The sequence below is a fragment of the Paenibacillus tundrae genome, assembly GCF_030812775.1.
Taxonomy (GTDB): domain Bacteria; phylum Bacillota; class Bacilli; order Paenibacillales; family Paenibacillaceae; genus Paenibacillus; species Paenibacillus tundrae_A.
The window spans coordinates 454977-480690 of record NZ_JAUSTI010000003.1 but is presented as its reverse complement, the minus strand read 5'-3'; the positions used below and the strand labels follow the sequence as shown (position 1 = coordinate 480690).

At 43.6% G+C, this 25714-nt stretch carries 21 protein-coding genes; 5 read left to right on the top strand and 16 right to left on the bottom strand.

Annotation, left to right across the window (positions count from 1 at the left end):
- Positions 1 to 9: 9 nt before the first annotated feature.
- From J2T19_RS08105 to J2T19_RS08090, 4 genes are all read right to left on the bottom strand, one after another.
- Positions 10 to 1179 (bottom strand): glucose-1-phosphate adenylyltransferase, encoded by a 1170-nt coding sequence (locus J2T19_RS08105; RefSeq protein WP_307214513.1) that lies wholly within the window; start codon positions 1177 to 1179, stop codon positions 10 to 12.
- Positions 1180 to 1735: 556 nt separating this feature from the next.
- Positions 1736 to 2887 (bottom strand): iron-containing alcohol dehydrogenase, encoded by a 1152-nt coding sequence (locus J2T19_RS08100; protein WP_307214511.1) that lies wholly within the window; start codon positions 2885 to 2887, stop codon positions 1736 to 1738.
- A 211-nt stretch (positions 2888 to 3098) separates the two neighbouring features.
- Positions 3099 to 3953 carry a GNAT family N-acetyltransferase gene (locus J2T19_RS08095; protein ID WP_307214509.1) on the bottom strand — a complete coding sequence of 285 codons (855 nt, stop codon included), beginning with the start codon at positions 3951 to 3953 and terminating at the stop codon, positions 3099 to 3101.
- A gap of 150 nt (positions 3954 to 4103) precedes the next feature.
- Positions 4104 to 5798 carry a M3 family oligoendopeptidase gene (locus tag J2T19_RS08090; protein ID WP_307214507.1) on the bottom strand — a complete coding sequence of 565 codons (1695 nt, stop codon included), beginning with the start codon at positions 5796 to 5798 and terminating at the stop codon, positions 4104 to 4106.
- 712 nt (positions 5799 to 6510) lie between these two features.
- Between J2T19_RS08090 and J2T19_RS08085 the strand changes: the two genes are divergently transcribed.
- Positions 6511 to 7245: a hypothetical protein gene (locus J2T19_RS08085; RefSeq protein WP_307214505.1), complete on the top strand. Its 735-nt coding sequence runs from the start codon at positions 6511 to 6513 to the stop codon at positions 7243 to 7245.
- Between the two features lie 138 nt (positions 7246 to 7383).
- Positions 7384 to 7596 (top strand): cation:proton antiporter regulatory subunit, encoded by a 213-nt coding sequence (locus J2T19_RS08080; protein ID WP_056701081.1) that lies wholly within the window; start codon positions 7384 to 7386, stop codon positions 7594 to 7596.
- 118 nt (positions 7597 to 7714) lie between these two features.
- Here the strand turns inward: J2T19_RS08080 and J2T19_RS08075 are convergent, their stop codons facing one another.
- Positions 7715 to 10468, bottom strand: coding sequence for a PAS domain-containing hybrid sensor histidine kinase/response regulator (locus J2T19_RS08075; protein ID WP_307214503.1), 2754 nt, complete (start codon positions 10466 to 10468; stop codon positions 7715 to 7717).
- A 273-nt stretch (positions 10469 to 10741) separates the two neighbouring features.
- Between J2T19_RS08075 and tgl the strand changes: the two genes are divergently transcribed.
- A complete protein-coding gene (tgl, locus tag J2T19_RS08070) occupies positions 10742 to 11566 on the top strand; it encodes a spore coat transglutaminase TGL (RefSeq protein ID WP_307214501.1) in 825 nt (274 codons plus the stop codon).
- A 16-nt stretch (positions 11567 to 11582) separates the two neighbouring features.
- On the opposite strand, the gene infC is transcribed toward tgl, so the two are convergent.
- The 10 genes from infC to J2T19_RS08020 all read right to left on the bottom strand — a co-directional run bounded on the left by infC (position 11583) and on the right by J2T19_RS08020 (position 22722).
- Positions 11583 to 12074: a translation initiation factor IF-3 gene (gene infC, locus J2T19_RS08065; protein ID WP_307214499.1), complete on the bottom strand. Its 492-nt coding sequence runs from the start codon at positions 12072 to 12074 to the stop codon at positions 11583 to 11585.
- A gap of 324 nt (positions 12075 to 12398) precedes the next feature.
- Entirely contained in the window at positions 12399 to 13331 is a 933-nt protein-coding gene (locus J2T19_RS08060; RefSeq protein ID WP_307214496.1) for a manganese-dependent inorganic pyrophosphatase, read from the bottom strand.
- Between the two features lie 169 nt (positions 13332 to 13500).
- Positions 13501 to 13824 carry a (2Fe-2S) ferredoxin domain-containing protein gene (locus J2T19_RS08055; RefSeq protein ID WP_145409551.1) on the bottom strand — a complete coding sequence of 108 codons (324 nt, stop codon included), beginning with the start codon at positions 13822 to 13824 and terminating at the stop codon, positions 13501 to 13503.
- A 99-nt stretch (positions 13825 to 13923) separates the two neighbouring features.
- A complete protein-coding gene (locus J2T19_RS08050; protein WP_307214601.1) occupies positions 13924 to 14661 on the bottom strand; it encodes a metallophosphoesterase family protein in 738 nt (245 codons plus the stop codon).
- A 217-nt stretch (positions 14662 to 14878) separates the two neighbouring features.
- Complete coding sequence (locus J2T19_RS08045) at positions 14879 to 15886, bottom strand: LLM class flavin-dependent oxidoreductase (protein WP_307214598.1); 1008 nt, start codon at positions 15884 to 15886, stop codon at positions 14879 to 14881.
- A gap of 210 nt (positions 15887 to 16096) precedes the next feature.
- Entirely contained in the window at positions 16097 to 18034 is a 1938-nt protein-coding gene (locus J2T19_RS08040; RefSeq protein WP_307214494.1) for an LTA synthase family protein, read from the bottom strand.
- Between the two features lie 182 nt (positions 18035 to 18216).
- The gene (locus tag J2T19_RS08035; protein ID WP_307214492.1) at positions 18217 to 18783 is read right to left on the bottom strand and encodes an HAD-IIIA family hydrolase; all 567 of its coding nucleotides are present in this window, start codon (positions 18781 to 18783) and stop codon (positions 18217 to 18219) included.
- 130 nt (positions 18784 to 18913) lie between these two features.
- Positions 18914 to 20602 carry a putative PEP-binding protein gene (locus J2T19_RS08030; protein WP_307214490.1) on the bottom strand — a complete coding sequence of 563 codons (1689 nt, stop codon included), beginning with the start codon at positions 20600 to 20602 and terminating at the stop codon, positions 18914 to 18916.
- 250 nt (positions 20603 to 20852) lie between these two features.
- Positions 20853 to 21776 (bottom strand): bifunctional helix-turn-helix transcriptional regulator/GNAT family N-acetyltransferase, encoded by a 924-nt coding sequence (locus J2T19_RS08025; RefSeq protein ID WP_307214488.1) that lies wholly within the window; start codon positions 21774 to 21776, stop codon positions 20853 to 20855.
- A 205-nt stretch (positions 21777 to 21981) separates the two neighbouring features.
- Positions 21982 to 22722, bottom strand: coding sequence for a class I SAM-dependent methyltransferase (locus tag J2T19_RS08020; RefSeq protein WP_307214486.1), 741 nt, complete (start codon positions 22720 to 22722; stop codon positions 21982 to 21984).
- A 113-nt stretch (positions 22723 to 22835) separates the two neighbouring features.
- Between J2T19_RS08020 and J2T19_RS08015 the strand changes: the two genes are divergently transcribed.
- Positions 22836 to 24038, top strand: coding sequence for an MFS transporter (locus tag J2T19_RS08015; RefSeq protein ID WP_307214484.1), 1203 nt, complete (start codon positions 22836 to 22838; stop codon positions 24036 to 24038).
- Positions 24031 to 24666 carry a TetR/AcrR family transcriptional regulator gene (locus J2T19_RS08010; RefSeq protein ID WP_307214482.1) on the top strand — a complete coding sequence of 212 codons (636 nt, stop codon included), beginning with the start codon at positions 24031 to 24033 and terminating at the stop codon, positions 24664 to 24666. The genes J2T19_RS08015 and J2T19_RS08010 overlap by 8 nt, the downstream gene beginning before the upstream one ends.
- A gap of 121 nt (positions 24667 to 24787) precedes the next feature.
- Here the strand turns inward: J2T19_RS08010 and J2T19_RS08005 are convergent, their stop codons facing one another.
- Complete coding sequence (locus J2T19_RS08005) at positions 24788 to 25708, bottom strand: type II CAAX endopeptidase family protein (protein ID WP_307214596.1); 921 nt, start codon at positions 25706 to 25708, stop codon at positions 24788 to 24790.
- Positions 25709 to 25714: the final 6 nt, after the last annotated feature.

Here is a 25714-nt window from a genome sequence, read left to right as displayed (position 1 = left end):
ACCCTCAGATTAGGCTTTGCTTGTCATTCCCTCGCGGAGCTGACGCTCCAATTCTTCTTGATCAATGAGTACAATATCACTTTCGTCTCCGGGTAGAGGGGCAATGTGTGCACCGTCAGGAATGACGAGTCCTTCCGATATAATAGCGCGATGAATCCGCACATTGTGCCCAATCTTCACTTTTGGCATCACAACAGCGTCAATAACTTCACTGTGCTGACCAACCTCGACGCCATAAAATAACACCGAATGGTTCACCTCACCGTGGACAACGGTGCCTTCACTAATAATGCAATTGCGCACCTTCGCGGTTGGAGATATATACTGTGCAGGCTGATTCGGATTGCGCGTATAGATACGCCAGTCTGGATCATTCAGATTAAAAGGTGCTTCGTCGTCCAGCAGATCCATATTGGATTCCCACAGACTACGAATTGTACCAACGTCTTTCCAATAGCCTTCAAATGGATATGCATAAAGTGATTTTTCATGTTCAAGTAATAAGGGGATGATGTCTTTGCCAAAATCATAAGAGGTGGATGCCTGTTGTTCGTCCTGGATTAGGAAACGTTTCAGTACATCCCACTTGAAGAGATATATGCCCATAGATGCGAGTGTACTCTTAGGCTGAGAAGGTTTTTCTTCGAATTCGTAGATACGGTAGTCATCATGAGTGTTCAGTATCCCGAACCGACTTGCCTCTTCCAGTGGTACATCAATGACTGAAATCGTGCAATCCGCGTCCTTTTCCTTATGATACTGAAGCATTTTCTCATAATCCATTTTATAAATATGGTCCCCTGATAGAACGAGTACATGCTCAGGGTCAAATTGTTCGATAAAGTTGAGATTACGGTAGATGGCGTCTGCTGTTCCACGATACCAGTTACTTCCATCCTCACGTTCATGTGGAGGCAGTACATATACACCACCATTTTTGCGATCTAAATCCCAATCGCTGCCGATTCCAATGTAGGAATGCAACACAAGAGGTTCGTATTGAGTTAACACACCAACGGTGTCAATACCAGAGTTAGAGCAATTACTTAGTGGAAAATCAATGATTCGATACGTACCACCGAAATAGACGGCGGGTTTAGCCAGTGATTTGGTAAGTCCCTTCAACCGTTTGCCTTGGCCTCCGGCTAACAGCATTGCTACAACTTCTTTTTTCGCCATCTTTACAGCCTCCTCCACTTGCTTTCATTCTCTCTTTCATTCAGTCGCCCAAGTTCTTATTCTGTGGATGAGTGGACACTGTTGTCATGATCAGGAGCATGCTGTATAAACCGTGTTCATGTGCATTAATATACAAAAGTGATGAAAACTCACATTGTAAATTAGCTGGCATCACTGCCATGTCAGAAATGAAATTAAAATGAAAAATAAAAAGTGAAGAGTCATTTAACTAGTTAAACTGAGGTGTATTATGCAGGGTGGCAATCGATATTGTTGCGTAGAGAATGAGTTTCTTGCCTAAGTAAACATTAAACATAAACAAGAAACACGAAACTTACTGAGTCATTGATCCTAAAAGTCCAACTACTTCTCTCTCGTGCAAATTCACTCCCTCCAAGACAATTTGATGTTACTTAGGAATTGTATTCGCTAAGAAGGAATCAAACTCCTTTTGTTTTTGTAAGGAAATATAATATGGAAAATAAAGTAATTTAATTACAGGGTTAAACGACAAATAAGCCGAGAACTTGTATTCCCGGCTTGTATGCACGATTCATTATATAATTTTACGGAACAGCTCCATCACTTCATCCTTGGAAGGTTGATAGGGGTTCCCAGGTGCACAGGCGTCCTTCATCGCATTGTCAGCGAGTAGTTCGATATCCAAGTCGTTAACGCCTAGTTCGGACAGCTTCTCCGGAATACCGACCTCTTTGGAAAGCTGGCGAATGGCTTCAATGACATATTCAGAGCACTGCTCATCACTTTTCCCTTGCACATTCATGCCAATCGCTTTGGCGATATGACGGAATTTACCGGGTACATGCTTTGCATTCATCTCTTCCACATAGGGGAGTAACATCGCGTTACATACACCGTGCGGAAGATCATATACACCACCTAGTTGATGCGCCATCGCGTGGACGTACCCTAAACCAGCATTGTTAAAGGCGATCCCACCAAGAAAACATGCATACGTCATATGTTCCCGCGCTTCTAGGTCACCGCCGTCTCTTACAGCTCTCGGCAAATATTCGAAGATCAATTCAACGGCCGCCGCTGCTGTCGCACTTGTAACCGTGAACCCGCCTGGTGTGACCATCGCTTCGACGGCATGGGTCAATGCGTCCATCCCTGTTGCCGCAGTCAGGCTAGAAGGTTTACTTAACATCAGTTCTGGATCATTTACCGAGAGGGAAACGAGACTATTTTTGTCCACCATCACCATTTTCACTTTACGTTCCTCATCTGTAATCACGTAGTTAATTGTCACCTCACTTGACGTACCAGCCGTTGTATTAAACGCAACGAGGGGTACTGACTTATGTTGCGATTGATGAAGTCCTTCATAATCGCGGATATGACCACCATTCGTAGCTACAATACCAATAGCCTTCGCAGCATCCTGCGGTGAACCACCGCCAATCGAAATAATCGCATCACACCCATGTTCTTGATACACTTGAAGCCCATCATGTACGTTCTGACATGTCGGATTAGGCTGAACATCATCATATACGATATAGTCTAGCCCAGATTTTCTTAATATAGACAGCACCTGTTCCGTAACGCCTGAAGCAATTAGCGGACGGTCACTGACGACCAATGCTTTGCGAATCCCCATGTCTTGAATCATTTTACTCGCTTCTTGTATACAGCCTCTCCCCATCAAGTTCACGGGCGGAACATAATAAGCATGTGTTGCCATTTGAACCAGCCTCCTGTTACCCTGATTTGTAACTGACTTCATTGTAACTGAATCCGTTTTCAGATATAGTGAAATTAATCACAATAGGACTAACAAATGTTACATTTAAGGATGATCTACAATAAAATGATAAAAAGAGCTAACCACAAAGGGTTAACTCTTATTTAGTTCATTTAGTTCTAACTCATTACTACATATTCTAATGATCCGTTCAGGTTCTCAACAGCTCTTGAATGGATGCATAATACACACGGTATGCCTTCCCCTTCTCAAAGCCCAGCTTTTGAGCGATAGCCATTGAATCTTGACGAAAATCCTCGGTTGTCCAATGAGGCACATAACCACGTTCAAGACATAACCGTATATAAGAAGTCGCCATAGCTGTAGCCAAACCTTGACCTCGATGCAATGCGTCGTACGTATGAATGCCAATCTCATGATGCTCGCCACTCACAAATACGGACATACATGTACCTACGACTTGACCATTCAGCATGACACAGGTTCCTAGTCCATATCGGATAAAGTCTTCGACCCTATACCAGAATTTCAAAATCTCTTCTTGGATTACACCGCTCGTGTCCTCTTCCAGCACTGTAGCATCGATCACGCTAACCTGATATTGGGGAGGTATATCCAAACAAGCGTGTTGCTGCAACCAATGATTAAATTTCATCTGATCAAAAGTGAATGGAATTCGATAACCTTTGCCTAATTTGCCTGCAAAGGTCACCTGTAAGGTAGAATCCCAACTGCCTCCATGAGTCGGAAGCAATTCAAGATTCAACATCTCTTCACCAACCCTCAGGGCTTCAGGCAGAAGCTCCTCTCTTAACAGCTGTTTCACCTGTGTCTGAAATAACGAATCGTCTGGATCACCAATCCAATAAAACATCTCATGTCTCGCCCAGATCAACACGCCTCCCAAGATATCTGGGTGATCGACATATACTCGTCCGGCTTGAAGTCCAGCAAGCACTCCACCCATGACGACATGCCCCTGTCGATCACCTACAAGATCCTGTATACGTTTCAGTAAAGTTAAATCATGAACTAAGTACAGCATGATATAACCCTCGCATTCTGTCTAAGAGTATTCGTAAGCTACAGACATCCAAATCTGTCCTACTAGCTCTACGCTCAGAATGCGATACCGATCAAGTGCGGATTATTCTTCGTACCATTTCACCTCATTTAAGCTACTCTTCGAATTCTCTTAGAGTGCTTTGTCGTCTACGCCATCCAGCCAAGCTTCAATATCTCCAATGACAGAAGAGACACAGCCGTCTTCAAACGGAGAATTAAGTCCCGCAAGCTCAACCAATCCAGTAAAGGACAGGCTTCCTCCGGCTTTGCACAGCGTCAAATAATCTGCCCAAGCAGACTTCATATCCTGATTGCTGCGTTTCCAGAACTGGAATGCGCAGATTTGAGCTAACGTATAGTCAATGTAATAGAACGGTGAGGAGAAAATATGACCCTGTTTATGCCAGAATCCGCCCTGTTCCAAATAAGCATTATCTTTGTAATTAATATGTGGCAAATACGTCTTCTCAATGTTGCGCCATGCTTGCTTGCGCTCCGTCGGAGTTGCATCAGGATTAGCATAGACAAAGTGTTGGAATTCATCTACCGCTACGCCATAAGGGATAAAGAGCAGTCCGGAAGAAAGGTGATCGAACTTGTATTTATCGGTATCTTCCTTGAAGAACAGCTCCATCCATGGCCAAGTGAAGAACTCCATGCTCATGGAATGAATTTCAGCAGATTCAAAGGTAGGCCAGTTGTATTCCGGCACTTCAAAGTGGCGGCTTTCATACACTTGGAACGCATGACCTGCTTCATGAGTCAAGACATCAATGTCACCCGATGTTCCGTTGAAGTTGGAGAAGATAAACGGTACTTTATAATCGTTCAAGTAGGTGCAATAGCCCCCGCCCTGCTTGCCTTTTTTGCTAACCAGATCCATGAGCTCGTTTTCGGTCATCATCTGGAAGAACACATCTGTTTCTTGTGAAAGTTCGGCATACATCCGTTTCCCGTTCTCTACAATCCAGTCTGGATCACCTTTTGGTGTTGGATTACCCGTTTTGAAACTAAAGCCTTGATCGTAAAAATAGAGTGTATCCACATCAATCCGGCTGCGTTGACGTTCTCTTAACTTGGTTGCAACAGGTACGATATAATCTCGGACTTGTGCACGGAAATTCGCTACCATCTCCGCGTTATAGTCCGTACGATTCATGCGGTCATAACCAAGCTCCACATAGCTTGGATACCCCAGCTTTTTGGCAATCTGTGTACGCACTTTCACCAGTTCATCGTAGATCCGGTCGAATTCTGCTTCATGCTCCGCCATAAACGTATACCGCGCTTCTGAAGCACGTTCCCGCATCGAACGATCCGTAGACAGCTCAAATGGATGCAGTTGAGGCAGTGTACGCTCTTCGCCTTCAAACGGAATTTTGGCTGAAGCAATCAGCTGATTGTATTCCGTAGAAAGCTTGTTTTCCTTCTGAAGATCCTCAATGATCTCCGGGCTGAATGTTTTCAAAGCTTGCTCAGCGAGTTGAAACAGTTGGATTCCCCACTTTTGCTCCAGTTGCGCACGGAACTTGGAATTCACCAGCGCACGGTAAAAATCGGTAATATACTCTTGAACAACAGGCTGACTTTCATCCAGGAACTCATTCTCTGCCTTGTAAAACTCATCATTGGTATCAATGGAGTGACGGATATAGACCAGTTGTGCCTGAGTTTCGAAATCACTGCGCAGGGCATTGATCTTGTCCATGAAATCACTTTGCTCTTCCACTGAAGCCGCCGCTTCGAATCCCTTCAGCAGTTCACCGAAAGAGGTCTTGATGTGTTCCAGATCGGGACGTGTATACGTGTATTCACTAAACTTCATTTATGTACACCCTTTCCTGTTTGGTAGATTCGGGAGAATCCCGTGTTAAACTAAACCTATTATACAAAAGAGCAGCCTAAAAATCCCAACTTTACGAAAAATATTTGTCCATTGGTCAAATTGAAGAACATGTAAGGTCATATATATTACATATTCATGTTAGGTCTACTTAGATACATACGCAATCGCAAATAAGCCCGCCCCGCATGATCGCGAAGCCAGCTTATAAGCTTGTCTTACTTACATATGCTATTCAATAAATCAGACTAATTTTTGTCTTTGTCCACAACCATATAAAACCAGCCCATTCCGACCATTCCCACGACCATAATTGCAACCAAAATAATAATGTAAGTCATGAATGTAACCCCCCTGCTCCGAATATTCTACACACTACTACCAGTTTACACGGTGAAACACCATTTGAATTGACCGAACATTGACAAAAATACGAAATCTTTAATTTTAATCAATGGATTTGTATACGGGATGATATGTTATTCATTATTCCACGTTCTAGGCAACTGCATCCACACCTCATCAAACGATGCTGAACCTTATGTACTGATTTAATGACACCCCTTGCATGCAGATCAAATCATACCATATCACAAAATGCAATCCATGCCCAACGTTTCATCTGTAATACATCCGGTGTATACTATAACTCTATGAAATAGAAATATGATTTTACATTGAAAGGTTGAACTAGATGTCGATTCGTATGCCTTTACGTTACTTATTTAGGGCTATCTTACTAACATTGATGTTATCCGTGTTAACGGCTTGCGCAGACGGAGAAGCTCATGTAACCGTCAATCTAGATGGATCATCCGATCTAGATCTGAATCTCAGTGTAACCGATGCTGCGCTAGGCAAAATCGGACAGGATAATCTAATGGCACTACTGGCCGATACGTTGAAAAAGAACAAGTTCGAAGCAGAAGTTACCAAGCAAGGAAACACCCAGCAGCTCACTGCAACCACTCACTATGAGAGAAGCAACACAACCGACTTTGATATGTCACGCTTGCCTCAAGGCATTAAGGTCGAGCAATCCAAAACATCAGGTTTGTTCTCGTCAACACTACACCTTACTGCAGAAGCGGATGTCATGGAATCCATGCCAGATGGTACCATCAAAGATCAGATTAACAAAGTACCAAGTTTTCTTAAAAACCTATTATTAAAGGATGTTAATTTCGACTTCAAGCTGTCTCTCCCAATCAAAGCGAAGGATTCAAACGCAGATGTTGTGGACGATGGGGGTAAAACACTAACGTGGCACATTTCCCCACTCAATCGGAATACACTGGATTTGACTGTACAGATTCCGAACATTCGAAATATTCTTATCGCAGCTGTTATAGGCCTTATGTTAATCCTCGCATTGCTGATCTGGTTTTTCTTGCGTCGAAGACGTGTCAGACAGCGAGGAAATGGCTAAAATATATAGCGTAAGGATAATTAATTGTCGGTAATTTGAATCATGACTTGCCAAACGTTGTTAGGGATAGTAGAATACATCCGTACTGTGTGAACGGTTAAACTTATTACGGAAAAGCTAAAGAGGTGACAGTATTACATGAATATCCGGGAATGTCCTTTACCTGGTATTGGAGTTAAGTACCAGTTTGATACAAAAAGCGGCAACCAACTGGTTATTATTGTGCACGAAGATGGACGCCGTGAATTGTTCTCGGTTGACCCAACTGACCAAGAGGAACTTACGCTAATTGCAGAATTGGAAGATGATGAGTGTGTAACCCTTTCTGGTTTAATTGGAGGATGGTCTTAAGTTTTTAAGCCCTTCTCGGATGGATAGTTCTCCTACAAAAACGAAATGCAACCTGCCTCTAAACTTAGGGGCAGGTTGTTTCAATTATGGGTTATTTACTTAGATTACTTCAAAATCTTTAATTTAACGTTTTTTGATGAGCTCGGATAAAGGGGATCCATGTATTCATGACACGACGTATCTCCTGAGAACTGAAAGGTTTGCTAATGAAATCCTGCATGCCACACTTCAAACATGTTTCACGATCTGTAGCACCCACAAATGCAGTGATTGCAGCAATGACCGGAATTTCCGGATGTGTTTGCCTTATCTTGCAGGTGGCTTCGATGCCATCCATGATCGGCATTTTGATATCCATAAAGATCAGATCATAATGCTCTCGTTCCAGCGCCTTCACAGCTTCTTCACCATTCTCTACAATATCACATACACCGCCGTGCTTACGCAGCATTTCTTCCATGAGGTGACTGTTCAACTGTTGATCCTCTGCCACTAAGATTTTAATCCCCGCAGCTTGACGTGACTGATCGGTGAGTTCACTTACTTCATTAGATTCCTCTATAAGATCCCCAGATTCGTCATTCCAGCGCTCTAGCGACAATGTGAAGTAGAACTCTGCTCCCTCGCCAGCATCGCTCTGTACGCCAATCGCACCGCCCATCAGCTCCACCAGCTTCCTACTGATCGCGAGCCCCAGGCCTGTGCCTCCGTACTTACGATTAATGGAAGGATCCAGCTGAGAGAACGATTGGAATAGTTGATGCTGCTTCTCAAGAGGTATACCGATTCCTGTATCCTTCACTGTAAATGCCAGTGTGAGCCGATCCTCATTCTCGCATTCTGCTGGACTTACATTCATATGGATCTGAATATTGCCCTTATCTGTGAATTTGACCGCATTGCCAACGAGGTTAATGAGCACTTGGCGGATACGCGTCTCATCCCCTCTTATACGTTCAGGAACCTGATCCGATATTTCACAGTATAACTCAATATTTTTTTCGGATGCTCGCAGCGCAAACAGCTCCATTACACCCGCTGTCATCTCTCTTAGATCAACCGCTTCACGTGCAAGATCCATTTTACCAGCTTCAATCTTGCTAAAATCCAAAATCTCATTGAGGATATGCAGTAATGATTCCCCGCTATCAATAATGATCTCGGCAAATCCATGTTGTTCTTCATCGAGTTCTGTTTCCTTTAATAAATGTGCCATGCCCATAATACCATTCAGAGGTGTGCGCAGCTCATGACTCATGATCGCAAGGAATTCAGACTTGGCTTTGTCGGCATGCTCAGCTACTTCCTTCGCCCGAATGATCTCATTCACACTTGTCATGTCGCGAAAGACCAGTACGGCTCCCCTCGTTTTTCCCTGATCCATAATAGGCTTCAGTTGAAATTCTGCAAGAAAGCTAGAACCATCTAGTCTCCAGAAAATGGATTCTGACCTTGGTAGGCTACGTCCTTCACGAACAGCCTTCACAATGGGTGTTTCGTTTGTTGGATAAGGAATGCCTTCACTTTGCATTTGCAAAATAATCTCCTCAAACGGCATGCCATTTGTAGCACTCGGGCAGAAATCCATCATCTCTGTCGCAGCCGGATTGGCGAAGATGATATGTCCATCTCGATCCAGTCCAATAACCCCTTCAGACATTGCATTTAATATGAGGGCACGTTCATAACTTAAATTTTCAATTTCCTCAACGTATCGTTTAGATTCTGTAATATCACTCGTAATTCCAAATACACCAACGACTTGTCCCTCAAGAATAATCGGAACATTAATTACATTCGTTTCAATACGCTGACCATCTTTATGAATTAATCCAATCTCGTAGCTCTGGGCTTTCCCCTTCACACTCTCTTCAAAATAGTAACGGGTTTTCTCCAGATCAACTGGATCAATGAGATGTTCAAACGAGCCACCTAACAGCTCCTCTTTGGTATGTCCAGTAAGCTGCTCTTGCCCGGAGTTCGCCTTAAGCAGTTTTCCATCTGGATCAAGTGACGCTACTCCCAATGGATTGTAGTCGAATAGTGACTGATATTCCTGCTGACGAAGCTCCTCTTGCTTTCTAGCGGTCATATCTCTGGTTACAGCAATCATCTCCTGAAGATTACCCTGCTCATCATACATGTACTGTGTTAACGTATCCACCCACACTGGCGATCCATCTTTATGCCGGAGACGATAACTGATTCGATCCGGAGCAAGGCCTTGAATCTGACCTGTAACATATGCCTTCACTAAAGGAATATCCTCTGGATATATGACAGATAAGCCGGAATGACCTACTAATTCCTCCGGTTTATAACCAAGCATGATTTCGCAGGCAGGCGATATATATTTGAAAGTTCGCTCAACATCCGCATCATGGATAGCAATCATATCCAAGGATGATTCTGTGAGCATACGAGAGATTTGGCTGCTCTCCTCCAACTTTTGACGCTCTATGATCAGACGCTCCTCCGCTTCCTTTTGCTTCGAAATATCAGCTGCTTGTACGAGTAAATATAAAGGCTCATCCGTCATCTCATCTTTGACGATACATGCCCGTACACATGCCCATAGGAGCGTATTGTTCTTGCGTTTCAAGCGGAACTCGGTTTCGTACATCATGGTAACACCATTGGTCATATCGTAAAATTCAGACCGGAAGCTATCCATATCCAGATCAGGCTCATAGATCATATGTATGATTGATTTATCAATTAATTCATCTTCACGATACCCCAACATCTCACAAAAGGCGGGATTGAGCTGGAGCCAACGACCATTCACATGTGAAGCAACAGCAATGCCGATCGGCGCATGAGTATATAATTGTTCGAACAGCAGACGGTTCTGTGTAATTGGATTCGACACCGCTTATCCTCCTTTTCAGTTATCCAACCATTTCGTAATGAAAGCTTACTTCAATACATAACTTCTTCTATAGAGTAGTACCCCAAATCCTATCATTGATAACGATTTTTTTGTACGAAATTTTGGCAAGTATCGACATCTTTTATCTTGTAACCCCACCAAGCCAATAAACCACTAACTCGACCCCTATAGGCTACAACATATTCTCAAACAAACCTAGGCGATTTCATCTAGATATGTTCTGTACATCCCAACGACATGGAGGTATCAATTATGATTATTGTTGCAAATCAACCTCTCCAATTAAGTCCCACAGATTGGACTCCCTTTGAATGGAACTGGCTTCAACAACTTCAAAATAGTTCTACAGTGTATACGTACCAATCCATGGAGCATCTTCGTTTCGAGTGGAAACTGCGTTCTTCTCTTGTCGAAGCAGCAGAGGGACTTAATGCGAGCGGTGTTAGCTTTGCCTCGTTCGAACAATCCAGATGTAATCCCGTTTACTGGAACCGGAATGCCCAAGGTGGTTTTGAGTTAAGACCCAACGTTACCCCCGCAGAGGGAATTCGTGATATTTGGAGAAATGGATCCTTGTACGCATTTGAATGTGCAACAGCAACTGTCATTGTATTATATGGTGGCGTGCTGGGTAGCATCCGTGAAGATGCCTTTAATTCGTTATTCCGCAACCTGCTTCTCTTCGACTGGCACTATGACAGCGACCTACGTTTAACAGAGAAGAACGGCAGTAACAGTGCGCTCCCTGGAGATGTACTCTATTTCAAAAATCCGGATGTATCTCCCGAAACCCCAGAGTGGCAAGGAGAGAATACGATTAAACTTCGTGAGGATTGGTATTACGGTCACGGAATCGGTATTGCTCGTGGCGAACAAATCATACGCACCTTGAATCAATTCCGCTTTCCAGGGAGCCGCACTTCCGCCTATCTGATGGATACTGTCATCTACCCTGATTTTTATTATCTGTCACGTTTTGCGAATAGCAATAATGCCAATCCAGGTTCTCCATCGACGCCTGTGTTACCTGGACAATTATATGTTCGTGTAGGTGGGAGTCGTTATTTGCGAACCTGATGCTTCACGTGAAGGGTTACACCTTTGGATCCAACTGAACAACAACTTGTTTACCGCTCACTTGTACCCCCGTCGTTTTGGTGCCGAATTCAATCAAAGCTTGGCATAGCTGCTCTGCCCACTCTTTACCGGCTGTGCCTTCTTTACTTCCGTGAACCTGAATGACCAGCTTCACGGAATCTCCTTTTTTCAGGATACGCTCTGCTTGTGCTTGTTTTGTATCACGGTCATGGTCTTCCATTTGCAATGTTAGGCGGATCTCCTTCACCTTTCGTTTATCCGGTGATTTACCTGATTTCTTCTTATCCTGTTGCGCCTCTGCCTTGGCTGCACCAGCCCCAATCAGTTTGCAGGGTGGTGGACTGGTCATGAGAGAAGTACAGACCAGATCTAATTTGTATTGCTTCGCTAAGGCAAGTGCCTCACGTGTGGACATGATTCCGAGATCCTCACCGTTTATCCCGGTTACATGAACTTCCGATGCTTTGATCTTTTCATTTTTAATCAAACGAACTGCCTCCTTTATCATAAAAGTTCGTGTTCAAAAAGTGCGGTTTTCAGTACCGAGAAGATGGGGTGAAGATAGAAAGGGAGTAGCGGAGCGTAGTTAAACCTACGTGAGCAACTACATTGTTTCCGAAGGAAACTACCTTCGTAAGCATCTACTTATTTCGGCTGAATCCCATATTCGACGCTGAAATGCCTCAGGGCATCCTTCGTAATAAAAAGCGGACTTTTTGAACAACCTCTAAAAGCCTGTTCTGACCTATGACAGATCAGAACAGGCTTGATTGATGTACGTGATACTCATGTGCCAAACATCAGACGGTTATTACAGACTGTTGAATGCTTCTGTCAGAACCGGAACAATCTGTGATTTACGAGATACTACGCCCTTCAGAAGAGCCTGGCTATCAGCCAGCGATACATTGTACGCTTTTTCCACTGCATTCGTGGAAGCGCCGTATGCAAGAGCAACAGAATCGTTGTTGAGGATATCAGTTACAACAAATACGAAGAGGTCAAGACCTTTACTGGAGATGATTGCTTCAATTGCAGCTTGCAATTCAGCTTTTTTCACAAGTACATCGTTAACGTCAACAGCGTTGACTTGTGCAATTTCAACTTTTGCTTGACCCATTACGAATTCTTTGGCATCCAAAGAAATCAATTCAGCAATCGTTTTTTGACTCAGATCAGCACCTGCTTTGAGCATGTCCAATCCGTAGCTGTCTGCATCTACACCAGCAATAGCAGCCAGTTCACGTGCAGCCGCAACATCTTGTTCTGTGCAAGTTGGCGATTTGAACAACAGGGAGTCAGAGATAATAGCAGACAGCATAAGTCCAGCAATTGGCGCGCTGATCTCTACACCGTTCTCTTTGTACATTTTATTTAAAATCGTTGCAGTACAGCCCACAGGCTCTGCGCGGAAATACAGTGGCTGGCTTGTCTCAAAATTCGCAATACGGTGATGGTCAATAACTTCTACCACTGTTACTTCTTCGATATCACTAACACTTTGCTGACGCTCGTTGTGGTCAACCAGAATGACTTTGTTTACTTCATTTGCTGCAGTTTTGATCAAACGTGGTGCTTCCACCTTGAAATGATCCAGTGCAAACTGAGTTTCACCATTTACGTCTCCAAGACGAACCGCTTCAACCTCATGACCTAATTTTGCTTTGAGATCCGCATAAGCAATTGCTGAACAGATCGTATCCGTGTCAGGATTTTTGTGTCCGAAGATTAACGCTTTTTCCATATTGATAGCCCTCCGTCAATTCTGATTTAGAATAATAATTGTCGTTTATAATTCATACCCTTACTGATTATAGCGTTAAAAGGGCTTAATTCCAATCCCCTTACAGCGAATTCATTGCAAATGATTCTCAAGACAATCTTTCTAGCACTAATGTTATAGACCATTGGCCTTATTTTGCTGTTGTTGTCGCAACATTAGCGATGAGATGGCTCTCCAAACGCTCACCCTCACACAGAGCCTGAACGAGAGCTCTACCTGAATCCGGTGTCATTTTGCCATACCAATCCCCTTGTGGGTACACAATCGTCACACATGCATCATCACAGCGCCCATTGCAACGTGTCCGTGTCGTATGAATAAATTCACTCGCCCCTTGGTTCTTGATCTCATCCCGCACAGCCTGGGTAACTTCCTCCCCCTCGTTACGCATACAGGTACCACCGTTACAGAGTAAAATATGATGCTGCAGTTGATCCAGATTATAAATAGCCAAAATGTATTTCATTCCCCTCAGCTTTGTTATCGTATGTATAATGACATGACATAAACTTATAAATTAGCATATGGAACCTAGATAAGCAATGCTCACACGTTAAAGTTCCACGTCCTCTGCGTTCGCTGCTTTTTTCACAAAGAACGTCTGCAGGCTACCATCTTCCCTAATCATAAGCATGTTCAATTGAGCACCATAGGCGCATCCACCGTCGATGCCAATCTTGTCTCCCGTTGAAGCGAACCAAATGCCCATCTCATCGTGCAGATATTTCACAGGCGTGTGCCCAAAGACCACCTTTTCCTCAATTGCCGTAGGTCTGGAGTAGAAAGGTTCCCGAATCCACATAAAGTCACTCTCTGGCTGTTTGCGCCAATCCGGTACGTCAGGATTAATCCCTGCATGTACAAACACATAGCCCGGAATCTCATATACCAACGGAAGTTGATCCAGAAACTCAAGATGATGGCTATAGTGGTTACGCACCCACACTTTGGCTTCATGATAGGCGTCCCAGTCCAATTCACTCTGATCCCATGTTGCGACATAGTCTACATAACTAGCAAGCGTCTGTAACCCACCGTTGCGAATCCAATGGCTATCCAACTCCTTGTTATCATTGGTCAACGCTTTAACCATCATCGCATCATGATTTCCCTTCAGCGCAATGATAGAATAACGTTCCTTAAGCTTCATGATCTGATCAACGACCTGTCTGCTCTGAGGTCCCCGATCCACATAGTCTCCAAGTAAAATCAATTCATCCTGAACTGAATCATAGCCCACCTGGTGAAGTAGAGCATTGAATTCGTCGTAACAGCCATGAATATCACTTATAACACATCTACGAATGTGAATCCTTCCTCTCTTATAGAGGTTACGATCAAAGTCCGATTTGGATTGCGCTGAATACCTGATGGCATCTCAGCATAAGAGATGGAACTCAACCAAAATCCTCTAGTCTCATCCCATCTCCTTAATACTGGAACGAGCTTTTTGAACTCGCACTTACACTATACATTCTCAACTACTATAACATTCCCGATGGATTCGCTTAATCCTGCTTTAATCCGAAGGCTTCTGCAATCAATTGGAATGAGCGAAGTCGTGCTTCAAATGAATGAATTGCTGAAGCGATGATAACCTCATCCGCTTCATGACGCTCAGCCATGGTTGTAATTTTCTCTTTCACCTGATCCGGTGTACCTACGATCGAGAACGAACGACGCTGGCGAATCTGCTCCATTTCCATTGCTGTATAAGGGTAATTATGAACCGTCTCTAATGACGGGAATGAACTCTGTTCCAGCCCACGGCCTAAGCGTAAGAAGAAAAGTTCATTACTTCGAGCAAGCTCAGCCGCTTCCTCTTCTGTGTCCGCACAGAATGCAGATACTGCAATCATAGAATGAGGTCGATCATTAAGGATTGACGGTTTGAAATGTCGACGATAATGCTTCATCGCCTCTTCCCCGCCTGGCGTGCCAAAGAATTGAGCAAACGCATACGCCGTTCCTTGCGCGGCTGCAATTCTTGCACCTTCGGAGCTAGAACCAAGCAGCCATACTTCTGGCACTGTCGGCACGGAGGGAGCAGCTACTAGAGAGGCAAAGCGATGATCTTCTGACAATTGCTCATGAAAGTAACCACCCAGATCTGCGATCTGCTGCGGGAAAAACTGCACATTAGAGGATTTCCCCTCATTGAGAGCTCGACTTGCAATCGGCATCCCTCCAGGTGCTCTACCGATCCCAAGATCAATACGACCAGGATGCAATGCCTCTAACAAACGGAAGTTCTCTGCAACCTTGTATGCACTATAATGTGGCAGCATGACGCCACCTGATCCTACACGAATTCGCTCCGTATGAGCAGCGACATGTGCAATCATCACTTCAGGGCTTGAAAAGGAGAGCGCACCGCCACCATGATGTTCTGACATCCAGAAACGCGAAAAGCCGAGTTCATCCGCATGCTTCGCAAGCGTAAGCGTCTCTTGAAGCGTATCCTGCACTGTACGTCCTTCGTTGATATGTCCATGTTCAAGCACACTTAATTTCATATTCATTCATTCCTCTCATTGTGTCTATATGGGTCTCTAATTAGTTCTAAAACAAGTATCACTAATTTAATTCTCCTACCATTGTAACATTAATAATTACAGTTTCAAAATCGCAACTCAATTCCATTCTTGATCGGATGAAAGAAAACAACAAAAACGCCACCAACCTCAAATGCTGGTGACGTTTATAATTATACAGAACACTAGGTATTAAGGTGCCCGTTTAGGCAATAGCTTCACATATTCATCCGACAGCTTCATTAAGCTGAGCACATGCTCATAATCGGCACGATACGGTTCCAGATCAGTGACAGGTTCATACGTTTTAATCGAATAGGCCTTCCCATCATCGAAACCCGCACCAGGAACAAACATGATCTCATTATTCACAAATGAGCCAGTCGGCAAATAATAGCGAATGCCAAATGCATTATGATCCATATTAAGCAGATCATGCCCAAAGGCCGTAAACTGCTCTTCTTGTAACGATACGCCCATCAAATTCAGTACCGTTGGCATGATGTCCAACTGACCTCCAGGTTGTTCAACCACTTGCCCTTTAGACTGCTGCGGTGTGTGGATGATTAGTGGGATATTGAAACGACTCACATTCCCATCATATGGCACATTCAGATTGTCTTGAATTTGCTTCGTGATTTCATCATTGGCTGGCAGTCCGAAGTGATCGCCGTAAATGACTAACGTTGTGTTGTCCCACAGTCCAATTGCCTTTAATTCATTAATCAGTTGCCCAACCGCATAATCAGTATAATTGATAGCTTGCAAATAATCATGCAGCAATGTGTTCGTAATTGTCTCAGGGACAGTAATTCGTGCCCGATCAGCAGGAACCGTAAACGGTGAGTGGCTCGATGCTGTAATAAACTGTGCGTAGAACGGTTCGTTTGCAGCTTGATGTGCAGTCATTTTCTCCACACCGACACGATACAATTCTTCGTCTGATGGACCAAAATCATTAAATCGATCATTATTGAAGCTTGGTTTGTCAAAATACCGATCGAATCCAATTGCAGGGTACATCTTGTTCCGATTCCAGAACGTCACATCATTGCCATGAAACGTCTCTGACTGATATCCACGCTCGCGAAGCAGTTTCGGTAAACTAGGTAAATCGCGGTCACTATATCCGGCAGACATTGGAACTACGCCTGTAGGATAGATCGATGTGTTCGACATAAATTCAGCATCCGATGTATTACCTTGACCAATTTGTTGGAAGAAATGAGGGAAATAATAGCTTTCACTCGCTAATTCGTTCAACACGGGTGTTAACACCTGACCACCCAGCGAAGCGTGAATCGGAAAATTCTGAAAAGATTCTAGTTGTAACACAATCAGATTACTGCCTTTGGCTTCACCAAAATACTTCGCTTTAACTGGAGAGCCCTGACTTGTTTTATCTAGATATGGATATTGACTCACTAACTGATTGATCTTCGCAATGGTCTCATTAATGTTGCCATTAGCGATGGCTTCGTTTTCTTTACTTGTCAAAATGGCTGAGGACACCTGATAGTTAAGAAAACCAAGATTCTCTGCTCGAACCAGCTCATTATCAATCGTTTCACCTTTGACAATAAAGTTACCTGACAGAACGATGCTAAATGCAGCAGTAAGTACGACTCCGACCTTACCCCAATATCTTCTACGGCTTTTTCCAAAGCTCAGTCCACTGTTACTATAACTTCCTTGACTACGGGAAGTACGTCTGGAACGTAGGATAAACCAAAGTGGCAGTGCAAGCACGATATCCACAAAAAACATAAAATGTACAGGTCGAATGAGAGGTCCGATACTGCCTCGTACTTGAGCTACCTGACCTAATTCACTTAGTGCTGTATACGTGGGTACTGAGCTAAAATGCACGTTATATAACGTTGCCGCAAACAGCACGAGCGAGAAAATCAGGTTAAAGCCCCCGTACACGATGCGTTTCCAGCTCTTAGGTACAATTAAATCAAGCACACAGACCACCGTTAGAGCACCTAGCGTATCTGTGAGAAAACCAATGCCAGAGAGGCCTTCGAAAAAGAAATACCGCAAAAGCGTGAGCTTTAGCAGCAAGAGGATAAATAACACGACAAATAATGTTCGTGATGATATCCGTTCGTATTTAGAATTATACATGGTCGTTTTCAACCCTTATCCGAAATTTTACGTTCTGTTTACAAAACGCATATTTCAGTATAACAGTTTTGCGATATGTATTCCATGGAGGTTCGGGCGCAAAACTGCTGATAAGGTTGTCCCATGCCAAAGAATGCAAAACTACGACTCGAACGCGAGCAGTAGTTCCTCTATTTCGTTAATTATTCTTGAATAGGTTGAACCCTTCTCTGCACAATCCAATTCACCGCATCGTTAAAATCAGTAGCAATATAGTCCGCTTCCATGGTATCCCATCGAAACCGATCTTCCTCCAAAGCACGCATACCTGCACCCGTCATAACGAGTATGCATAGACACCCTGCAGCACGTGCTGCAACCATGTCTGACCAACGGTCGCCAATGACAATACACTGTTCGAGCTTCAGTTGATGATCCTCTGCTGCCTGAATCAACATATCAGGTCTCGGTTTACGACATTTACACTGTGCTTGGGCAGGATGAGGACACACATACGTATGCTCGATCCCGAAGTGCTGCATCTCTTGTTGAAAAGCTTCGACTGTGGAATGTCCTGCTGTTATACCAGGCTGGTTCGTAAAGCCAAATAATTTGAATCCATGCTGTGATAGTGTGCTGATCGATTCTGCCACACCATCAAACAATTGCATCTCGCCAGGATATTCGATCTTGTCTGAACCTCCAATTGTGCCATCACGGTCTATAAACACCGCTTGTGTTGGAACGTTTCGTATGTTTGGAGTGGTCATGTTACTGTCTCCCCTCTTATGTATGAATTACGAGTACAGCTATTTCATTCTGCGAAAAAAGAGATATGCGAACAGCCACATTATATCATGTAGTGTTACGCATACCTCTCAATCGTTCATATATGGATATTTACGCTGTCGTTGAGATGTCATGATTCTGTACGGTCTTGCCCTGCTTCTGCTCTCTAATCGCCGCTTGCGCAGCCACAATTCGTGCAAACGGAACCTGCTCTGGGGGACAGCTCACATAATCTAATCCTATGCGATGGCAGTAAGCAATCGTAGCTGCATTCGCAGCTTGTTCTCCACAGACTCCTGACCTGAGATACGGTTTACGGGCTTTACCCTGTACAACGCTCATTTCCACAAGATTTTTATTTTCTTGAACATCCAACGCTCTGAATGAGAAAAAGTCAGCAATGCGAGCCATTTGAGTTGCGATTGTGCCCGCTCTAGAGATTTCTATAGTTGCGCCTACTTTATATAGACAATGCCTTTTTTCCTCGCCCAAAATCTGGTCAGCTATATGATCCACCAGCTCCCTCAATCGTTGCAATTCACTGGAATCGCTTACAGGTGGAATCAAAATTTCGGGTCGTACCCACAGTCCCTGACGAATGCCTTTTAAGGCAGCGCGAAAAATCGCTTCAATCTGCATATCGAGCAGATCAGCTTCAACATCAAGCAATCGTTCATCCCATGCCGAGTCGAGCAGACTAATCGTTACCGGATAACCATCCATCACTTCGAAAAATTGTTCAAAGTCCGCTTGCAGCATCGGAAGTAAACGTTCTACCCCACGTCTACGCTCGTATTCGTTGTCAGCTGCGATCATCTTCTGGACAAAAGGTATTCGAGATGGTGATAACAGCATTGTCTCGATCTGACATTGCCCTATCCCTTCTGCTCCTAACGCTCGAGCGAGGACACTATCTCTTGGATGGTTTACATTGGCAAGCACCAGTACAGACCTTACCTCATCAGCCCATTCAAGCAACTGTTGTACTGCTACTGATTGCTGTGAGGTCTGTCCTATGAATCCGATTAATTCCGTCACTTGAGATGGCTCTATTCGCAATAGGGCTTCTTCTTGTGTAATCAAGCCTTTACTCACCATATCAACAGCCGTCTTGCATGCTGCTTCTGAACTTATAAAATCACCATATTCCCCATTCATCATTACCTGCACTAGAACTGGACTACAGTGCAAATTGGAGAATGCTCCCAGTGCTTGGTAGAGTTGAGCCTTCACCTCTTGAGGAAATGGTGTCCTACCATGAATTTCAATTATTATTTTGTGCTCGGTGATGATTCGTTCTAATACAATTTCATCCTGAATTTCAGGCTCATCTGCGATTTCACCAAATAATTCATATGGAATTCCATGTACCAAGTAACCATAGCTCTGAAGTAAGTTTCGATAACAATGAAGTGCATAGTAGCGATCTCCCAATTGCTCAGCGAACCCTTCCACCGTCACATCATTAAGGCCAATATACAGGAACAACTCCTGTTCATTCGTAGTAGTACGAACTTCACTCGGCTTAACGGAAAGTAGAAGCGGTGTCTTGGCATCACCGAAGAGCTTACCCGTGCGCTGTTCCAAATGATGGATCGCACTTTCCACCTCCTGAGCTGCATCCGTAGAACAATGTCCAAGACGGGTACTGAACTCGCGACAGCATTCCGTTGTTACAGCAAACCCGGCCGGAACAGGCCAGCCAGCATGAAGTAACTCGGAAAGACCGGCTCCTTGACTGCCTATAAGTCCCTTCATCTCTGCCGTACCATCTTCCAACAGAACTACCCGTTTCGTCATTACAGCTCTCCCATCTGCCATGATATGGCTGTGCTTAAAGGCACTTGACCCTTGCGAATCGTCCTTCACTCTAAGATATGTCGCACTCTTGCAATCAAGGACAGTTGGTTGAGTATTTTCTGTGTTTATGTACGTTTTCCCAGGAAATCCATGTATGGTCATAAATCGTTGCATACGGTAACTAAAAAGTAGCTGATTTTATGAAAGTCATGTAAACAAGAAAAGCCGCTTATTCAGCGACTATTTTCCCTCAAAGCTTCAGTTCATAAGTTTGTTCGATGTGAAGAACTCCCCATGCTTCGTTCTCTTGTTCTTTCGTTTTAACAAAACCTTGCTTGGTATACATCGTTATAGCTGTTTTCTGATCCTCCGTTGTTTCCAAAAATACATTAGAGTATCCTTTCTCCTTGCAATAAGCAATGGCCTCATGAATGAGTTTCTTTCCAATACCCATCCCTCTGCAATCTGGATGCAGGATAAACCACCGAATCTGGGCTCTATTTCCTGGATGCCCAATAACCGCAATACTACCAACAATTTCGTTGTCGGTTTCTGCCAACCAAAACCGATCCTTGTCCGGATTGTAAGTCTGGAGCACATCATAGAACGTCTTACAGACATACCCTTCAAATATATGATTATAGCCGCACTCCTTGGCGTATACCCAACCATGAAGATGAATCAATGCTCCGACGTCTCCTGGTCTTAATTCAGTCCGTACCTCTATTGTACGTTCTTCCGAATTACCAGATAACTTGTTCTGGATCGTGGTCATGCTTTTGGCTATACTTAACCGACTTTGTTCAGGCAATTCAATAATCATGTTGCTTATTTGTTCATCGGACAATTCGTTCATGTGAGCCAACGTTTCTTCACCGAGGTCTGTCAAATACAGAAAGGACGCTCTTCCATCCTCCTTGGATTGCACACGGTAGGTTAATCCTAGTTTTTCAAACCGTTTTAACATTCGACTTAAATATCCCGGATCCAGTCCTAGCTGCTCAATGAGCATGCTGGCCTTGCATTCTTTAGATTGACCTATTTCATAAAGAACCCGAACCTCCGAGAGAGAAAACTCGCTATCAAGCAGATTCTTATCCAGTAAACCCAGCACCTTAGTATAGTATCGGTTAAATCGGCGAATGATTGGAATGATCGATGTTGGGGAATTCATGTTGTCCTCCTGCATAATGGAATGAATTTAGTTGACTGAGTCAATTATATTCATCATATCCATTTTATTTGACTAAGTCAAATAAACGAAAATACTATAAAAAGTAAAAACCGACTAATTTCCTTATCAAAGGAATGTAAGTCGGTTCTGTTAACAGGATAATAGGATAATAGGATAGACCTCTCTAGAGGCCACTCCATCCGTACTAATTTTTGCGGCAAACACTAACAATAGATGCGGCTAGTGGGGTAAAAGGCGTTTTATCCCAGTCTGCATATTGATGTTCAATAGTAAAGTTTTGACTCGTCAGCAGATTATGAAGTGTTGCATTGTCCGTAAAACGACAAGCGATTCGTGAATTCGTTTGTTTGTAGCCCCAATCTCGAATCGTGAACCAGTGCATAACCTGGGTGGCTGCATCATACGTTTGGGTTCCCGATACCTTGACCGTAACCCCTTCTATATCGACGAAAGTTCCCCAGACCTCTTCTCCTTCATCACTTAGATCACAGCCCTCAGGATTACGTGTTTCAAAAACAAACAGACCACCCGGCTCCAAAAGTTCGTGAACGGTATGTAGTAATGCCTTCTGATCCTCATCACTCAAAAAAGCCTGAAACGCGTTCCCTGTCAAATAGATCATTGCATAACGATGATCGGATTCGAAAGTGCGAGCGTCCGCCTCAATAAACTCCACCGGCAGACCTTCAGCCTTTACACGCGCATATGCCAGCATTGAGGTAGCTATATCTACGCCAGTGATATCAATCCCCGCACGAGCCAGATGAATCGTTGTCATGCCCGTACCACAAGCGAGATCTAGCACTTTCCCAGGATTAGATTTTGCCATCTCCAGATAAAAATCGTGTTTGTTCGTCTCACCGCCGAATTCAAGGTCATAATTCATCGGATCTCGGTACTCTTCAAGGTTATTATGGTCGATCAATAAGGATCATCCTTTCCCCCAAAAAATGATTTACAAAATCCATTATACTGCATTATTATGGTTTACATATCGTAAAGGTTAACATCGTGTAAACAAAGGAGAAGTATACGTTCATGGTTACATTGCCAAAATCTGTTCATTTCCCGCTTTTGATTCTAATGTTAAATCTATTTATCGCATTATTAGGGCAGGGTATGCTTATTCCCATATTGCCTGAGTACTTGAAGTTATTTCATGCGGGAGGTACAGTCGCTGGATTTCTGGTAGCTGCCTTTGGGGCGGCTCAATTTTTGTTTTCACCGCTTGGCGGACAATGGGCTGATCGTTTTGGTCGCAAAAAGTTAATCGTTGCTGGCATGTTTCTCTCCGTTGTTTCGGACATTATATTCGCCCTATCGACATCGTTTCCGCTTCTATACATCGCTCGTTTCATCGGCGGAATTAGCCTTGGCTTCATGGTTCCAGCCAATCTGGCATATGTCGCAGATATTACTACGCCAGAGACACGTGCCAAAGGAATGGGCTATTTCGGAGCAGCCATGAATCTGGGAATGGTTCTCGGACCTGGTCTTGGCGGCTTCATCGCAGAGATGGGCATCCGTATGCCTTATTTCTTCGCGGCTGGCCTAGGTCTTATCGCGGGGTTACTTACACTACTTCTGCCAGAGACATTACCTCCGGAGAAAAGAACCCTTCCTCAGACGAAGGAGAAAAGTAATCATCTGGGCAAACACATCTGGAGCTCATTCCAAGTGCCTTATTTCAAATATTTAATTCTTCTACTTGTCATGACCTTTGGACTGATGAGTTATGAGACCGTATTCTCTCTATTTGCGGAGCAAAAATATGGCTTCGATGCCGCAACTATCTCCATTATTATTACCATGGGAGCCATCATCGGGATCGTCGTTCAGATCTGGCTGCTTGATTGGTCAGTGCGAAGAATCGGCGAAATTAAGCTTATTCGACTCTCTCTAATCATGGCGCCGATTGCACTACTCCTTATGTTAATTAAGGTTAACTTAGTGTATCTGTTGTTCGCCTCTGCGTTATTTTTTGCTTTTAATGCATTTTTACGACCGTCAGTCAGTACACTCATTTCCAAAAACGCTGGGGATCGGCAAGGATATGCTTCGGGTTTAAATACGACGTATTCCAGTTTAGGTACTGTATTTGGGCCACTTGTTGCAGGACTATTGTTTGACAAAAACTTGAACTTCCCGTATATTTTTGGTGCAATTATGCTTCTTGCTGCGCTATCGCTAACGCTCAATGCACGTCGGTCCAAGAAAGGATTACAAACTACTAGTGAATGAGAACTGGCATCAGCAGATTAGAAATAAACATCGGGATGACCTGATCGCTGCAGGTAAAGAGCTCTTCTTGAAACATGGACTGCTTCAAGTGAAGATCAAGGATGTTTGTACCCGAGCAGAGCTCAGTAGGGTAACGTTCTATAAACACTTTCAGTCGATGGATGAGCTGCTTCTCACCATTCAAATGCAACTGGTTGTGAATTTAACGGATCATGTTAGTCTTTCGAGTAATAAAGGGTTCAATGGTCGTGAACAGCTCAAATCCATGCTTCATGCTTGGATCAGCTTTGCACGGAACCATCCGGATCATATTCGATTCATTCAACTGTTCGACATCAATTACGAGGTCTATGATTTCACTCCTGAATTAAGAAAAACGTATGATCAATTCAATCAGATTGGGAAAGAAAATCACTTCCTGTTAGATGTGCTAAATGCAGGAATTGCAGACAAAAGCATTAAGAACACCACTTCTCCACTTCAACTCGCCCAGTTTATATTCACCGTGATGATGGGTGCACTTCAGAAGATGGTCACACGGCGTTCAGATGATCTCTCTCCACCTAATGAAAAGATGACAGAGCAATTGGTGGACATGCTGTTGCGTTACGCTTGTAATGAGGACTAACTTGGAGGACTTAAGGAATAAAGATATTTGAGTCTGAAAAGTTTAGTCAACAGACATACGGTTATTTAGGCTATCAGATAGGTTCTGATAGCCTTTATTCAATTTAATCAAATCACTTTTATCAAGTAGATTGTCCTATCCAAAACTTGATAACAAACACAACTATAGATAACAGGATCGGTATAATCCAAGCCAACGAACGGATTCCGGCAGAAGCACCAACCCTCTTCGCTCTTACTTCCGTCTCAGGATGATCAAACCGAGCATATAACCATCTGCAGATCATGAAAGTAATTAATGAGGCAAAACCTGTCAACAGCAGGATAACTAGGTCGGGACTTCCAGCAGCAGATATGCCTTCAAGCATATCTCCTCCCTGAATGTATGAGCTAATCACATACGTGGAGTTCGTGATCAGATGAACGATAATTCCCGGAATAATAGAGCCTGAACGAATCACAATGATTGTTGAAACGAGAGCGGCTCCAAATAGTTCAATGAATCGATAGGGGTTATCGTGGAACAAAGCAAACAGAAAAGAACTGATGATCGCAGCAAACCAAAGCCCCCGTGTAGCATATCCGCTCAGTAGAACTCCTCGAAACAGTAGCTCCTCACAGATCGGTGGAATAATTCCGATGCTTAACAGGAGAATGCCTAAGGAGAACAAGGAGTCTGCAATCGGATAATACGATGTTGCATAAGAAACCCCGAACCATTGAACAACCACTTCGGTAATCTGATGGAAGAACAGCAAGATCACCTGACTCAGAGCAAATATCAACAATGAAAGAATGATATTTCTGAGCGACACTTTATGTAGCTTAAATGCTGTTCGAAAGGATATTTTTCGGGTTCGACACCAGATTACTGCTGGCAACACGTTAAGTACGATCTGACCAACTGCTACATATGCGAGAAATAACATTAGATTATCGTGGTGTGGACTGCCTTGCGAACTAATCCACGCCGTGAACAAAATACCCATGACATAGGACAACAAAAAGATCCATCCCGCACTTCTCATCGTCAGTTGATTCATCACTTC